This is a genomic window from Dyadobacter sp. HNCC25DJ185 (genome assembly GCF_056895195.1).
The window spans coordinates 590373-604827 of record NZ_JBXHAR010000001.1; the positions used below are offsets into that span (position 1 = coordinate 590373).

The 14455-nt window shown below is 45.0% G+C and carries 13 protein-coding genes; 8 read left to right on the forward strand and 5 right to left on the reverse strand.

The window, feature by feature from the left end; translation table 11 throughout:
- The first annotated feature begins 24 nt into the window (after positions 1 to 24).
- The 4 genes from AC1XUF_RS02350 to lepB (AC1XUF_RS02365) all read left to right on the forward strand — a co-directional run bounded on the left by AC1XUF_RS02350 (position 25) and on the right by lepB (AC1XUF_RS02365) (position 3891).
- Positions 25 to 660, forward strand: a complete 636-nt coding sequence (locus AC1XUF_RS02350) for a DUF5683 domain-containing protein (RefSeq protein ID WP_483340041.1) — start codon at positions 25 to 27, stop codon at positions 658 to 660.
- Positions 661 to 691: 31 nt separating this feature from the next.
- Positions 692 to 1411 (forward strand): 4-hydroxy-tetrahydrodipicolinate reductase, encoded by a 720-nt coding sequence (dapB, locus tag AC1XUF_RS02355; RefSeq protein WP_483340042.1) that lies wholly within the window; start codon positions 692 to 694, stop codon positions 1409 to 1411.
- A 30-nt stretch (positions 1412 to 1441) separates the two neighbouring features.
- On the forward strand, positions 1442 to 2578 hold the full coding sequence (lepB, locus tag AC1XUF_RS02360) for a signal peptidase I (protein ID WP_483340043.1): 1137 nt from the start codon (positions 1442 to 1444) through the stop codon (positions 2576 to 2578).
- A gap of 134 nt (positions 2579 to 2712) precedes the next feature.
- Positions 2713 to 3891, forward strand: a complete 1179-nt coding sequence (gene lepB, locus AC1XUF_RS02365) for a signal peptidase I (RefSeq protein ID WP_483340044.1) — start codon at positions 2713 to 2715, stop codon at positions 3889 to 3891.
- Between the two features lie 39 nt (positions 3892 to 3930).
- Here the strand turns inward: lepB (AC1XUF_RS02365) and AC1XUF_RS02370 are convergent, their stop codons facing one another.
- On the reverse strand, positions 3931 to 5754 hold the full coding sequence (locus tag AC1XUF_RS02370) for an alpha-amylase family glycosyl hydrolase (RefSeq protein WP_483340045.1): 1824 nt from the start codon (positions 5752 to 5754) through the stop codon (positions 3931 to 3933).
- Positions 5755 to 5869: 115 nt separating this feature from the next.
- Here AC1XUF_RS02370 and dprA point away from each other — a divergent pair, with 115 nt between their 5' ends.
- Positions 5870 to 6994 carry a DNA-processing protein DprA gene (gene dprA / locus AC1XUF_RS02375; protein WP_483340046.1) on the forward strand — a complete coding sequence of 375 codons (1125 nt, stop codon included), beginning with the start codon at positions 5870 to 5872 and terminating at the stop codon, positions 6992 to 6994.
- Positions 6995 to 6997: 3 nt separating this feature from the next.
- Positions 6998 to 7627 (forward strand): AlbA family DNA-binding domain-containing protein, encoded by a 630-nt coding sequence (locus AC1XUF_RS02380; protein WP_483340047.1) that lies wholly within the window; start codon positions 6998 to 7000, stop codon positions 7625 to 7627.
- 41 nt (positions 7628 to 7668) lie between these two features.
- Here AC1XUF_RS02380 and AC1XUF_RS02385 read toward each other — a convergent pair whose 3' ends face one another.
- Positions 7669 to 8100 (reverse strand): FKBP-type peptidyl-prolyl cis-trans isomerase, encoded by a 432-nt coding sequence (locus AC1XUF_RS02385; RefSeq protein WP_483340048.1) that lies wholly within the window; start codon positions 8098 to 8100, stop codon positions 7669 to 7671.
- Between the two features lie 67 nt (positions 8101 to 8167).
- Positions 8168 to 9643, reverse strand: coding sequence for a proline--tRNA ligase (gene proS, locus AC1XUF_RS02390; RefSeq protein WP_483340049.1), 1476 nt, complete (start codon positions 9641 to 9643; stop codon positions 8168 to 8170).
- 180 nt (positions 9644 to 9823) lie between these two features.
- On the opposite strand from proS, the gene AC1XUF_RS02395 reads away from it, so the two are divergent.
- Both AC1XUF_RS02395 and AC1XUF_RS02400 read left to right on the forward strand, forming a co-directional pair.
- Positions 9824 to 11116, forward strand: a complete 1293-nt coding sequence (locus AC1XUF_RS02395) for a hypothetical protein (RefSeq protein ID WP_483340050.1) — start codon at positions 9824 to 9826, stop codon at positions 11114 to 11116.
- Between the two features lie 111 nt (positions 11117 to 11227).
- Positions 11228 to 12784, forward strand: coding sequence for a hypothetical protein (locus AC1XUF_RS02400; RefSeq protein WP_483340051.1), 1557 nt, complete (start codon positions 11228 to 11230; stop codon positions 12782 to 12784).
- Positions 12785 to 12834: 50 nt separating this feature from the next.
- Here AC1XUF_RS02400 and AC1XUF_RS02405 read toward each other — a convergent pair whose 3' ends face one another.
- Together AC1XUF_RS02405 and AC1XUF_RS02410 are read right to left on the reverse strand one after the other, a co-directional pair.
- On the reverse strand, positions 12835 to 13338 hold the full coding sequence (locus tag AC1XUF_RS02405; RefSeq protein WP_483340052.1) for a shikimate kinase: 504 nt from the start codon (positions 13336 to 13338) through the stop codon (positions 12835 to 12837).
- The gene (locus AC1XUF_RS02410; protein ID WP_483340053.1) at positions 13339 to 14430 is read right to left on the reverse strand and encodes a BT_3928 family protein; all 1092 of its coding nucleotides are present in this window, start codon (positions 14428 to 14430) and stop codon (positions 13339 to 13341) included. It abuts the gene before it with no gap.
- Positions 14431 to 14455: the final 25 nt, after the last annotated feature.

The following is a 14455-nucleotide window of genomic DNA, read 5'->3' on the forward strand; positions in this document are numbered from 1 at the left end:
TGCAATAGCATTACAGCGCAAACAATGAATCATAAGGACAGTCTGAATATCAAAAATGTTCCAGCAGTGGTGGCAGATAGTGCCGTTTTGCTGACAGTCGATTCGTTAAAAAAAGTTAAAGTTGATACGGCGAGATTTATGCCCGTTCCGAGGACAGCGACCAAAATGGCGCTGATTCCAGGACTTGGTCAAATATATAACAGGGACTATTGGAAAGCTCCTTTCGTGTACCTTGCGGTAGGGGGTGGGCTTTACGCCTATTATCTGAATTCCCTGAAGTACCACGATTATCTGAATGCTTACAAGGAGTTTTTTATATTGGATAAAAATAATGCCGACTACGGAGACGTCAAGCCGGAGCTGGTAGATTCCACGGTGATAGTCAGGGTGAGAAATTTACTGAATACGAGCAGCCAATATCTTCCGGCGACAAAAGACCAGGCTGCGCGCGGTAAAAATTACTGGAGGCGCAACAGGGGTTTTGCGTTGATCGTGACGGGGTTGTTTTATACACTATCCATCATCGAAGCAAACGTAGCAGCACATTTGAAGACATTTGATTTGTCGGATGACCTGACACTACGGATAGAACCCAAGTTGCAGCAGCCTTTGATGCGTACGCCCGCGCCGGGACTCAGGCTGGTTTTTAATTTAAAATGAAGGAAATAGTTACCAATCAAATTGTTTGTTAATGAGAATATTATTACTGGGGTATGGTAAGATGGGGAAGGCAATTGAGAGGATTGCGTTGGAAAGAGGTCATACGATTGTCGGGAAAATAGATTTGCAAAATCGGTCGGAGATGGATCGGCTTGCTATGGCTGATGTGGACGTCGCAATAGAGTTCAGTTCGCCGGAAGCCGCTTTTGAGAATATTAGATATTGTCTGAAAAAGGGTTGGCCCGTCGTAAGCGGCACGACCGGCTGGCTCGAACACCGTAGCGAAATTGAAGTACTTTGCAAGGAGCAGGCAGGCGCTTTCTTTTATGCTTCGAATTACAGCATTGGAGTGAATCTTTTCTTTCGTTTAAGCCGCCAGCTGGCCAGGCTCATGAATGGCCAGGCTTATCAGCGTTCCATGACGGAGATACACCACATTCATAAATTGGACGCCCCTAGTGGGACTGCTATTACGCTAGCGGAAGGAATACTGGAAGAAACAAATGATCTGAAAGGATGGAAGCTGGTTCCGGATGAAGAGGAAGGATATCTGCCAATCGTCGCCAAGCGGATAGGGGAGGTGCCAGGCACTCACATTGTTCGGTATGAGTCCGAGGTCGATACCATCGAAATATCACATACCGCTCATAACAGGGCCGGGTTTGCGCTTGGGGCAGTAGTTTCCGCAGAATGGCTGCCCGGCAGGAACGGCGTTTTTGGAATGAATGACCTCCTCAAAAATTTAGAATAAATACTGTTAACTACCCAACAACCGCTTATAATGGCTATTAATAAGGAATTGACTTCCAATCCAGTTCAGAATAAAAAAAAGAAATCGCCGCTTAGGGAATGGTTTGATTCAATCTTATTTGCGGTCGTAGCCGCCACTCTCATTCGCTGGCTGTTTTTCGAAGCATTTACAATTCCCACGCCTTCGATGGAGAACAGCTTGCTGGTAGGTGACTTCCTTTTTGTGAGTAAGCTGCATTATGGGACGCGGACCCCAAAAACGCCGTTGCAGGTACCTCTTACGCATCAAACGATCTGGGGCACCGATATCCCCTCCTATACCGATGCCATTCAATTGCCTCAATACCGTCTCCCCGGCTTCAGTGAAGTAAAAAGAGGTGATGTTGTGGTGTTCAATTATCCACCCGAGCTGCAACATCCTGTCGACCTTAAAACAAATTATATAAAGCGCTGCGTGGGATTGCCCGGGGATAAACTGGAAGTGCGGGATTTGCAGGTGTACGCCAATGGAACTGCCGAAGAGAACCCCGTCAGGATGGAAAACGAGTATTTTGTCGCAACCACCACCACAGTTAATGAAGCGAAGGTTTTCAAAGAAAATGGCGTTTCTGAGTATAATGCTTACACGGAAAGTTATAACGATACAATTCCAGGCAATGATCAGACAGGCTACCTGGTTTTTACCACTGTTGAAATCGCGGCCAAACTGAAAAGTTATGACTTTGTGAAAAGCATAACCTTGGTTAAGTCTTCAAAGGATATCAGCGAACCGATGTTATACCCCAATTCATCTTTGTTTAAGTGGAACAGGGATAATTACGGGCCGGTGATCGTTCCAAAAGGAGGAGTTACTGTTCAGCTAACACCTGAGAACATAGCATTATATGGACCAGTTATCAAAAACTATGAGGAGAATGAAGATGTCGTGCTGGAAGAAAAAGCAATTAAAATCGCAGGAAAGCCTATCACAAGCTACACATTCAAACAGGATTACTTTTTCATGATGGGTGATAACCGCCACAATTCTGCCGACTCGCGTTATTGGGGATTTGTGCCGAAAGATCATATTGTGGGAAAAGCTGTTTTTGTCTGGATGTCAATAGATCCAAATCCAACAAGCTTTTTTAATAAGATCAGATGGAACCGGTTATTTCGTGTTATTAATTAAACTGGCTTAAATGCGAAAAGGAAGGCACTCTCGGGACTGCCTTCCTTTCTTGTTTATATGTAAATAAATTTAATATACCTGTTTATTTGCTATTTTGATTTAGCCTATATTGCATAGGCAAATATCTTTATCCAATGGACACTACCGAGATAATCAAAAAATCAAAAAAGCAGAAGGCGAAGAAATCGCCGTTCAGGGAATGGCTTGATTCTATTTTGTTTGCAGTAATCGCAGCAACGATCATAAGATGGCTGTTTTTTAGTGCGTTTGTCATTCCCACTCCCTCGATGGAAAATAGTCTGCTGGTAGGAGATTATCTTTTTGTCAGCCGGTTACACTACGGAACTACAACTCCAATAACCCCTTTGCAGGTCCCTCTAACACATCAGACAATCTGGGGAACAAAAATCCCCTCATATCTCGATTGGATCCAGCTTCCCCAGTTTCGGCTTCCGGGTTTTACAGAGGTTAAAAATGGTGACGTTGTTGTTTTTAATCTACCGGTAGAACACCCTGACGCTTTTTCAAAATATAGCAATGTATTGCCCGATTTGCACCCTCATCCAACTGATTTGCGTTCCAATTATATCAAAAGGTGCGTTGGGATTGCCGGCGACCATCTGGAAATACGTAGCGGACAGGTGTATGTTAACGGAAAGCAGCAGCCTAATCCGGTGCGTATGCAAAGTGAATACTTTGTTTCGGTCACCACAGCAGTGAACGAAGAAAACGTCTTCCACAAAAATGGGATTACGGATTATGCCCAGTTTACGGAAACATTTGACGATAGCATTTCGTCTAATGACGAATTTGGTTATATCGTCAAAACAACCTCTGATCTGGCCGAGAAGCTCAAATCTTATGATTTTGTAAAGCGTATTGAACCCATACTACTGAGTAAGGGTTTGAAAGAGCCTTTTCTCTTTCCTTCAACCGATCTGCTGAATTGGAATAAGGACAACTACGGCCCAATACGAGTACCAAAGAAAGGAATGACGGTTCGTTTGGAAGGAGCTGATGTAGCCCTTTACAGCGAAATTATTAAGAATTACGAAGGTAATGAGGGGATCGTTTTTGAAAAGGGTACGATCACCCAAAACGGAAAGCCTTTGACCAGTTATACCTTCAAGCAGGATTATTATTTTATGATGGGTGATAATCGGCACGATTCTGCGGATTCCCGTTACTGGGGTTTTGTGCCGAAAGATCATATTGTGGGGAAAGCTGTTTTTGTCTGGATGTCAATTGATCCTAATCCGACCAGTTTCGCGAATAAAATACGTTGGGACAGGATATTCAGAATAATTGATTAAATAAGAGAGACGGAATCCCCGCCTCTCTTATTTAATCAATTATTCTTCCTGAGAGAAGACCAGTGCAGTATAAGGAGGCATGTGCAATACCCCCGAAACAGGCTTACCATCAAACTCTCCATCAATCGTTTCGATGTCGAAAACACCCAGGTTGGAGAATTCAGCATCGTAATTCTCGTTGTCACTATTGAAACGTAGATGCCATTTGCCTGCCCTAGGAAATCCTACCCGATAATCGGAAAAAGTCTCGGTTGAAAAGTTGAAAGCAACCACCACACTGTCTTTTGGTCCACCTTCCGCCCATCGGTGCATCACAATTACCTTTTTCTCGTTGTCAACCCGGATTATTTCAGCGTTCTGGCCCTGCAAACCTTTTGTGACACCAAACCAATTTCTTCTGAGGTGGATCATATCCTTGTGCAACGTAGCAAATCCACTGAATTTTTCCAGTCGCGACCAATCGATCGGATCGTCGTCCGAAAACCATTTGTCTTCCAGCAACGGCTGCCCTTGAAAGATCATTGGGATACCAGGTGAGGTAAGGACTAATGCAACCCCGAGGGCAGCCCTCTTCTTGGAATACCAATTATTTACGTCTCCATTGGCGATTTCCTCGGCTACCCTGGCCTGACCGTTTGCTACTTCATCGTGGGATTCGGTGTAAATAATGCGCTGAAATGAATCGGTATTGTAGCGGTTCATGATAGCTTCGACTATTTTATTCATATCCCGGTCCTGGTCATTGGCAGTAATGATCACATCCCTGACACCATGAACGAATTCTGCGTCCCATTGGGAGCCATAACCCATCCCTCCATTTTCGACAGAATTGGTAATGAAGTCCAGCGAATGCATATCCTCGGCAATGGTGATGCAGTTGGGGCAATTGTCGCGGATATCCTTATTAATCCATTGGATAAGCGAGATGCCTTCCTGTAAGTCATTGCCTGGGTTTCCATCGGCTTTTACATTTCGGATATAAGGGACCATATCCATACGAAGACCATCCACTCTGAATTCTTTCAGCCACATCAACGCATTATCATGGATATACTGGCGTACTTCGTTGCGTCCGTAATCGGGTCTTGTATTTCCCCAGGGCGTCTCCGCCTTCCAGTCGTTGTAGAAATAAATTCCTCCTCCATCATTTTCCTGCCACCCGTCAAATTGCCATAAATCCAGATCGGAAGGGCCGAAATGGTTATATACCACATCCAGAATAACAGCAATACCGATCTCATGGGCTGCTTTAACAAATGCTTTAAGTCCATCAGGGCCACCGTAATCCGACTCAATCGCGAAAGGATTTGCGGGATTATATCCCCATGACCGTGATCCTGGAAACTCAGAACATGGCATTAATTCAACAACATTAAAACCCATGTCCTTTAGATAACCCAGCTTTTCGATGGCGGTATACAGCGTACCAACCTGATCTTTTTCTGTAACGTTAAAGGTGCCTACGTGTAGTTCGTATATGACCAGTTCCTGCCAGCTGGGGATTTGAAATGAAACATTCTGCCAATCAAAACTCGAGTGATTATAAACCACACAGTTACCTGCCGAATTAGTCATTTTCAAGGCGTACGGATCATTCCTGTGCAAGTTGCCGGAAGGCGTTTTTAACAAGAATTTATACTCGTCCCCTTCCTTGGAATTTTCCACTAATCCTCCCCAAACGCCATTTTCTTCTGGTTGAAGTGGATTTGAAGACTCATCCCAGTCGTTAAAACTGCCAATTACTGAAACACTTTCTGCATGTGGCGCCCAAACTCTGTAAAATACTCCTTCAGGGTAACATATTGCCCCCATGCCCTCATAATGTTGAATGGTAGTCATTTCTTCAGTTTGTAAATTTTCCATACCCTTTGAGTATTATTATTTATTTTTGAGCTGAAACTTTTTGACGTATAGTGGCAAAATGTGTGCCATTACCTTTCGCGCCAGATCTTTTTAATATTCAATCAAAAAACACACTATGTTAACTTCCACCGAGACAGATAAAATCTGTATCCTTGCACTAATCCAGACCCCTGGCGTTGGTTCGGTGACAATCCGTCAACTGATTAGTTACTGTGGAGGGGCCTCCAACGTATTTACCGCCGACTATAAAAAGCTAATCAGAATTCCGGGAATAGGCGAGAAGGTCGTGAAGGCTGTTCTGGCTAAGGGCACTTTGCGCAAGGCTGAAAAGGAATTTCAAAATTGTACTGATGCGGGAGTCCAGCTCCACTTTTACACCGACCCTACTTACCCTGCCAGGTTAAGGCAGCTATACGACGCGCCTACTGTCCTATATTCACAGGGGCGAATGGACTTTAATGTTCACAGCACGATCGGTATCGTCGGCACAAGGCAAATCAGTGATTATGGAAAAGCCGTCACCGAAACGGTGATCAAAGATTTGATCCCATATCAATCGACGGTCGTTAGCGGATTGGCATATGGAGTAGATATTACAGCCCATCGTGCATGTCTGAAGAATGAGCTCGCTACGATTGGGGTAATGGCCAGCGGACTGGATGTGATTTATCCGGCATCCCACAAACGGACTGCCCTGGAAATGCAGGATAAAGGTGGCATTGTAACTGAAAACCCTATGGGTACTAAACCAGATTTTATGAGATTTCCGGCTCGAAACCGAATTATTGCAGGGTTGAGCGATGTTACACTCGTGATAGAATCCGGAAAAAAGGGAGGAAGTCTAATTACCGTGGAATTTGCACAAAACTATCACAGGGACGTTTATGCGGTGCCTGGTATGATTGGCAGCGGGCCATCAGAAGGATGCAACTATCTGATCCGTGACCATAAGGCATCCATTTTTACATCAGTTGAAGATATGGCAAAAGCGTTGGGCTGGAATCAGAATTGTAAGTCGGAGAGCTTGCAAAAAACTTTGTCGGAACCAATCAGTTTCGAAGGTTTCACCCAGGATGAAGGTCAGGTTTTGTCTATTTTAAAGCAAAACGGGGTCTTGCAAATTGATGAGTTGGCGTGGCGGTCAGGGATGCATTTGAACAAGCTGGCAACTTTGCTTCTCAATCTCGAATTTCAAGGTATGGTACGTGCGTTGCCGGGAAAAAAATATGGGTTGATATAATTTATGAGTAAAAGCATCAATCAAACGGTCCGGCAGGGAGAAGGACTAACTATCGAATTTAAGCAGACGATTGACAGTCCTTTCAAAATTGCCAAAACAATTGTTTCGTTCGCCAATACTTCAGGTGGCACGCTGGTGGTTGGAGTTGCCGATAACGGAAGCTTTAAGGGTGTGGTATCAGAGTTGAAGGAACTGCAAAAGTTGGAAAAGGCGATCACCGAGTTGGTGGAGCCGCAGATCGCCTTGCGAATAAAGTCAGAGCTGCTGGATGGGAAAAAGCTATTGTTGATTGAGGTGGAAGAAAGTCTTACCAAACCGCACTACGCGATCAATGAAAAAGGTGAACGCATTATTTATATCCGGGTTAAAGACAAAAGCATTCCTATTCCAAGGCTGTTGCTTTACGGGGATGGAGATTTGGAAACGGATAAGCTGCTAGCCAGCAAGCATGTAAAAACGCTTATATCTTACCTAAAAGAGACAGACTGGGTTACAGCTAAGGTCTTCGCCAGAATGATCAATGTTTCTGAAAAACGGGCTGAACGGATGTTACACGACCTGGCTGCGAAACAAATTCTCTTTAAAATAAGTAGCGCCAAGCCGGAGGCATTCAGCCTTAAGTGGGCGAAGTAGCATTTGGATGAAGACAGTCGACACCCAAATGCCTCTACTGATTAATTTATTCCAACAAGCTCCAATTCAAAAATAAGATCCTGACCAGCCAATGGGTGATTAGCATCCAGAATAACGTACTCAGTTGTCACCTCCCGCACGACGACAGGGATTACCTGCCCGTTTCCATCTTGGTGCATATTAAGCGTAGCGCCTATTTCAAGTGGAATATCTGCGGGAATCTGGTTCCGCTCGAAATTGATGATCATGTCCTCGTTCACCGGTCCATAAGCCTCCGCGTTTGGGATGTGCACCGTTTTTTTATCACCGATCTCCATACCGGTAACGCCATCGTCGAACCCTTTGATCACCTGGCCGCTGCCCAGTGTAAAACTCAACGGTTCCCGTCCCTCAGACGAATCAAAAAGTTGTCCGTCCGGCAAAGTTCCTTTGTAGTGAACCTGCACCTGATCACCTGCCTGCGCCTGCTTCATTGTTATTTGCTTAAATGGTTAAAAAAATTTCGGTCCCTGGTATTCGGGAGACCGGATAGATAAAAAATTAATATGCCCGGGCAAATACGACCCTGCCAGCTGAAGGTTTACCCGAATAAATGCAGACTCCCTCTTCCTTTTCCTGATTGAGAGGTACACAACGTATAGTCGCTTTAGTTTCCTCTTTAATTTTCTCCTCAGTTTCTGTTGTTCCATCCCAGTGTGCGAGAATAAATCCGCCTTTTGTATCCAGGATTTGGTTAAACTCTTCAAAACTGTCGGCGCGGAAGGTGTTGTTCTCCCTGAACGCAAGGGCCTTATTGTAAATAGATTCCTGAATGTTGTCAAGCAAAGCCTGAATATGAGCTGCGATTCCTTCCAATGAAACCGTTTCCTTAGTTTTAGTATCACGGCGGGCAACCTCAACGGTCCCGTTTTCCAAGTCCCTGCCCCCCATCGCAAGGCGCACAGGCACGCCTTTCAACTCATATTCAGCAAACTTATAGCCAGGCTTATATGCGTCGTTGTTGTCATATTTAACGCTGATTCCCAATTTCTTCAGCTGTTTAACAATTTCCCCAACTTTCTCAGAAATCTGGCCGAGCTGTTCTTCATTTTTATAAATAGGAACAATCACAACCTGGATTGGTGCGAGCTTTGGGGGAAGGACTAGCCCGTTATCGTCAGAATGGGCCATAATGAGCGCTCCCATTAAGCGCGTACTTACACCCCAGGAAGTTCCCCATACGTATTCCAGTTTCCCGTCTTTGTCCTGGAATTTCACATCAAATGCCGTGGCAAAATTCTGTCCTAAGAAATGGGAAGTTCCGGCTTGTAATGCTTTGCCGTCCTGCATGAGTGCCTCAATGCAATAAGTGTCCTCCGCCCCGGCAAAACGTTCGTTGGGGGTTTTTACGCCTTTCAGGACAGGAAGTGCCATCCACTCTTCCGCAAACTGCGCATATACCTCCAGCATTTGTTTTGTTTCGGCAACTGCTTCTGCCGAGGTAGCGTGGGCAGTATGGCCTTCCTGCCATAAGAACTCAGCCGTTCGCAAAAACAGGCGTGTCCTCATTTCCCAGCGCACCACATTAGCCCACTGGTTGATGAGGAGCGGAAGGTCACGATAAGATTGGATCCAGTTCTTATAGGTACTCCAGATTACAGTCTCAGACGTTGGCCTGACAATCAACTCTTCTTCCAATTTTGCATCGGGATCAACGATGACACCCTTGCCGTTCGGATCATTTTTGAGACGATAATGCGTAACGACTGCACATTCCTTCGCAAAGCCCTCCACATGCGAAGCTTCTTTGCTTAAATATGATTTTGGAATAAACAGAGGGAAATAGGCGTTGGTATGGCCCGTTTCTTTAAACATATCATCCAATGCGCGCTGCATTTTTTCCCAGATAGAATATCCGTATGGTTTGATCACCATGCAGCCCCGTACAGCTGAATTTTCGGCCAGGTCGGCCCTTTTTACTAACTCATTATACCATTCGGAGTAGTTTTCACTTCGGGTTGGCAATGCTTTACTCATTATTTGGATTATTTTGTAATGGAAATGGAGAATATCATTATATCGAGCCCCGGTATTCTGGGCTTGCAAAGATAGTTTTTTATGTTAACTTTGGAATTAATGTGTTGTAGCGGGCGTTTACAAACTAGTTTGGTATGAAAATTTTATATATTAGCAACAAACTTTTAATCCTTTGAAGCCATGAGTACGATCAATAAGGCAAAATATTTTTCTTTGCTAGTGTTGCTGGGAGCTTGGGGATGTACCACAAATCAATATGTATCACGTTCGGCAGGCGGATATGACGACCTTTACGGTGGAAATCCAAATTCCGGGGTCGTATCGAGAAACAGAGGTGCAGATCAAGAAATTTCCCGTTCTGATAACCCGGATTATTCTTATACCGGTAACTATACCGAGTCCGGCACCAGTGATTATTATGATGAATCCTATCTGTCTTCACGCAGCGTAAAGCGTGCAATATCCAATGATGTAGGGTACAATGCCGGTTTTGTGGATGGTTACAATCAGGCCAGCACTTACGCCAATCCTTATTCTTATTATGGCGGTCTTGGATCTTACTGGCCAGGAAGTTCCGTCGGGTTCCAGTTAAGCTTTGGCAATGCTTTCAGGATGAGGCCTTATCTTGGTTTCGGGATGAGTTCCATGATGCTAGGCTACGGCTCTTATTCTCCCTGGGGATTCGGAGGTATGATGGGTTACGGATATGATCCATTTGGGTATAATTCATGGGGATATAATCCCTGGGGTTATAATAGTTTTGGTTACGGCTACGGCGGATATGGTTATTATGACAGCTTTTATGGAGGGTATGGTTATTCCCCATATGCTTACAGCCGCCCAGTTATCGTCGTAAACAACTCCTACGACAGAGGTATTTCCAGAACTTACGGGCCGAGGGTCGCTTCTAGTGGAAGAAGTGCTCGTAGCGCAGACAGATATAATTCAAATTTTGTTAATTCACCGAGAACAGCATCGGGATCTACTTCCGGAGACCGTAGCGGCAGGAGGTCGGCCAGTACCATATCAGGCACGGATACATATGCTTCTCCAAGATCATCAAGATCGTATGGCAGAGGAAGCGTGACAGACGCTGGCGGAAGAGTTGGAGGGGATACTTACAGTTCTCGGGGAACGAGCGAAGGAAATAATGTTTACTACTCTCGTCCTCGCTCGGCTGGCTCTAGCACTTATTCTACGGACGGCGGAAGTTATGCCTCACCAAGGTCTTCTCGGGGTGGAAGTTCTTACAGTGCACCTTCTTATAGCGCACCGTCAAGAAGTCAATCTGATTATAGTGCTCCTACACGCAGTTACTCATCTCCAAGCAGATCGGATTCTTACAGTGCTCCAAGCAGGTCTTACAGTGCACCGAGTTATAGTGCCCCATCAAGAAGTTACAGCGCACCTTCTAGTGGATCGTCGGGCGGAGGAGGTGGTGCAACACGTTCTTCATCCAGAGGCCCAAGATAATTTTAACTTGATTTTGAAAGTATAGATATTGATTTACAAACCCTGCAAGATGTCATAATTTTGCAGGGTTTTCGTTTAAACGGTGTTTAACAAACAAAGCCATCTACCTGAATGAATATAAAATATACCGGGGCTCCATTCTTGTTTGCCCTATTAGCCCCCCTCTTTTCCCAGGCCCAATATGCCGCTGATGCATTCAGATATTCCGAAATGGACCAGTCGGGTTCGGCCCGTTTTCAGGCGCTTGGAGGGAATCACGCCTCATTGGGCGGCGACCCCAGTACCATTCATGGAAATCCCGCTGGACTGGGATTTTATAACAGGTCGGAGTTGACCATTAGCCCTGGGGTAACGAGTCTGGGAACAAAAAGTAGTTACCTGGGTCAAAGCAGCACAGATAACAAGACACTTGGCAATGTCACTCAGGCTTCGCTGGTGATAGCCAGCCAGCCAGGTTTTCAAAGAAGATGGAAGCGGTCTTCGCTTGGGATTTCTTTTTCCCGTCAGCAGACGTTCCAGAGCGCTTATAATTATTCCGGTTTAAACAACCGAAGTGCTTATCTGGATAAGGTAGTGGAAGATGTGAACGGACGGAATACCTCGGTTGCACAGCTGGAGACTGATTTTGAAGCCAATGGTTCGGTAGTTGGGGGCCCGGTTGCCTATTCCGTTCCCGCAGCGTACTATCAGATGTACCTGATTAATCCCACCAGCACTGTCGGGCCGCCTTACAATGCTGTCGATAAAAACAGCGTCGTGAATCAATACGGGACTTATAGTGCGACTGGGGCGAATTCCCAGTGGACATTGGCATATGCCGGAAACCTGAACGACAAATTTTACATAGGGGGTAACTTGGGTTTCAGCAGATTAAGGTATAAGTATACCAGAACTTTCCAGGACAATTATGTCAACAGCCCTGAGCTTATTTCCATTACTCAAGGTGAAGATCTCAATGTGACCGGCAGCGGGGTGAACCTCTCAGTTGGCGTTATTTATAAAGTTAACCCCATTTTTCAATTGGGCGGTGTTATCATAAGTCCGACTTTTTCTTCGATTAAGGAAACGTTTAACCAAAATGTTGTGGCCGAATATGTTGATGGAAAGGTTACAGGCCCGGACGGAACGCTGATTACTCCGCCATATACAGCCATACCTATTGCACCAAATGATTTTGAATACTCTTTGACCAGCCCAATAAGGGGTAATATCGGAGGAACTGTATTTTTGAAAGATAAGGGATTTATAACCGGAACAATTGAGTATGTGGGTTATAGTGGCATGCGCGTGAGAACCAGCTATTTAAGTAGCGCCGACAACCAGGCATTTAAAGACGATACCAGGTCGGAAATAACGGATACTTACCGCAATACGGTGAATCTTAGGCTTGGAGCCGAATACCGCGCCAATATGTTTAGGGCCAGGATTGGAGGGGCCTATCTGGCAGACCCTTATCTAAACAATGATGGCATTAAACGCGATAAAATGCTGTTTTCTGCGGGACTAGGCGTTCGCGGTAACAGATTTTTCGCTGACCTGACAGGTACATTCTCTACCTACAAATCGGCATATACCCCGTATGCATTGAATAATGTTCAGGATTACTCTTCGGTGCAGATTACAAATAAGCCGGTTAATGTCATGATGACACTGGGAATGTTATTCTGAGTTTGACATCTGATAACGGAAAAACCTGCCACCACGGCAGGTTTTTCCGTTTATTGCGGGGCCTGAAGAACTTCCAGTAAGTGAGGAAGATCAATCTCGCCTTTTAGGGTAAAGTGGGCCTTCGAATAGTATGGCGTTCTTTCCCGTATTTTGCTTTGCAAAGTTTCCCGTAGAGAAGTCGAGCCGGAAAGGATGGGACGATCGTCCTTACCATGATTTTCAATTCGCTTTGCCAAATCCGCCGCCGGGACATCAAGGTAGATACTGATACCCATTTGATTAATCACTTCCATATTATCGAAAAAGCAAGGGGTGCCGCCGCCAGAGGCCAGCACAATGCCCTGCTGGTTTGCAATTTCCCTCAGGACTTTGCTTTCAATCATGCGGAAGTAAGCCTCGCCCTTTTCGGCAAATATATTTGAGATGGTTGTATCCTGATCTTTTTCGATCAATTTATCCAGATCCACAAACCTGTAATTTAAGGCGCGGGCAAGTTTTTTCCCAAGGGTAGTTTTGCCAGAAGACATCATTCCGACGAGTACGATATTCTTCATTTATTTCACCAAATCGATAACTTCTTCCGGCGAAGGAGTGTCATTGTAATGCCATTTACCTTTTACGATACCGTCTTTAAGAAGCCATAGCCCAGGGTTGGACCTGAGGATTGTTTTAAGAACAGTCGAATCTACATAATAATAAGGCACCGTCAGTTGATGTGCGGCCAGGAATCTAACAATTTCGTCGCTGTTACCCGAAGTCAAAATGATGGGTTCTACGCCCTTGCTCTTCACATTGGCGATGAGTTTGTTGATGTCGGGAAGGGCGGCTGTATTAATGTCGTCAAGACTTTTAATGATCAAGAAAAGTTTTTTTCCCTGAAATGTCTGCGCTGTGAAATCGCCTTCGTCATTCCAGACCTTGTAATCTGTAATTTTTGGTTTCGCGTCCTCATTCAGCACAACCATTTCTTTGAACACCAGAGTGGTATCGCTAGGGTATTTCTCATACTCCAAAGTTTTACCGTCTTTTTCAAATACATACTGATATCTCAGCGGCTCGGAAGGCTTCATCTGTGCCGGGATGCTTGCTCCTTTGCGATAGGGCAGAAGATCGATAATCGGTAAGTGCCGTAGAGAGTAGACCGCAATGGCGAGCGAGGCCACAGTTGAAAGGACTACGACAATGCCAGTTGAAAATGCTTTGAACTTCTTTCTATACCAAACGATAATAAGTATCAGGATGAGCAGGAATAAGTCTTTTCCAAATGAGGTCCAAGGCGTAAGTTTTATCGCGGCCCCAAAACATCCGCAGTCTGTAACTTTATTGAAATATGCGGAATAGAACGTGAGGAACGTGAAAAAAACGATGATTGCAAGCAGGAGCCAGGATATCGTACGCGGCTTATAGCCGACTATCAAAGCAATTCCCAGGACTACCTCCGCAGTGCATAGAAAGACAGAAAAGTACAGCGCCAGAGGAACGAGCGACATGAAAAAATCATGCGCCGCGGGGAGATCAGCCGCAAAAACCTCGAAGTATTCTTCCAGCTTGTACTGCGTACCGATCGGATCGTTTAATTTGATTGCCCCGGAAAAAATAAACAGCAATCCAACAATAGCACGCGAAATCTGAGCAGCAATTTTCATTTCGAAATATTTATTGGGAGTTTAG

What these genes read in the sequence shown, in the direction of transcription:
- AC1XUF_RS02350 (WP_483340041.1), top strand. Translation starts at nt 25, where the DNA reads ATGAATCATAAGGACAGTCTGAATATCAAAAATGTTCCAGCAGTGGTG.
- dapB (WP_483340042.1), top strand. Translation starts at nt 692, where the DNA reads ATGAGAATATTATTACTGGGGTATGGTAAGATGGGGAAGGCAATTGAG.
- lepB (WP_483340043.1), top strand. Translation starts at nt 1,442, where the DNA reads ATGGCTATTAATAAGGAATTGACTTCCAATCCAGTTCAGAATAAAAAA.
- lepB (WP_483340044.1), top strand. Translation starts at nt 2,713, where the DNA reads ATGGACACTACCGAGATAATCAAAAAATCAAAAAAGCAGAAGGCGAAG.
- AC1XUF_RS02370 (WP_483340045.1), bottom strand. Translation starts at nt 5,754, where the DNA reads ATGGAAAATTTACAAACTGAAGAAATGACTACCATTCAACATTATGAG.
- dprA (WP_483340046.1), top strand. Translation starts at nt 5,870, where the DNA reads ATGTTAACTTCCACCGAGACAGATAAAATCTGTATCCTTGCACTAATC.
- AC1XUF_RS02380 (WP_483340047.1), top strand. Translation starts at nt 6,998, where the DNA reads ATGAGTAAAAGCATCAATCAAACGGTCCGGCAGGGAGAAGGACTAACT.
- AC1XUF_RS02385 (WP_483340048.1), bottom strand. Translation starts at nt 8,100, where the DNA reads ATGAAGCAGGCGCAGGCAGGTGATCAGGTGCAGGTTCACTACAAAGGA.
- proS (WP_483340049.1), bottom strand. Translation starts at nt 9,643, where the DNA reads ATGAGTAAAGCATTGCCAACCCGAAGTGAAAACTACTCCGAATGGTAT.
- AC1XUF_RS02395 (WP_483340050.1), top strand. Translation starts at nt 9,824, where the DNA reads ATGAGTACGATCAATAAGGCAAAATATTTTTCTTTGCTAGTGTTGCTG.
- AC1XUF_RS02400 (WP_483340051.1), top strand. Translation starts at nt 11,228, where the DNA reads ATGAATATAAAATATACCGGGGCTCCATTCTTGTTTGCCCTATTAGCC.
- AC1XUF_RS02405 (WP_483340052.1), bottom strand. Translation starts at nt 13,338, where the DNA reads ATGAAGAATATCGTACTCGTCGGAATGATGTCTTCTGGCAAAACTACC.
- AC1XUF_RS02410 (WP_483340053.1), bottom strand. Translation starts at nt 14,430, where the DNA reads ATGAAAATTGCTGCTCAGATTTCGCGTGCTATTGTTGGATTGCTGTTT.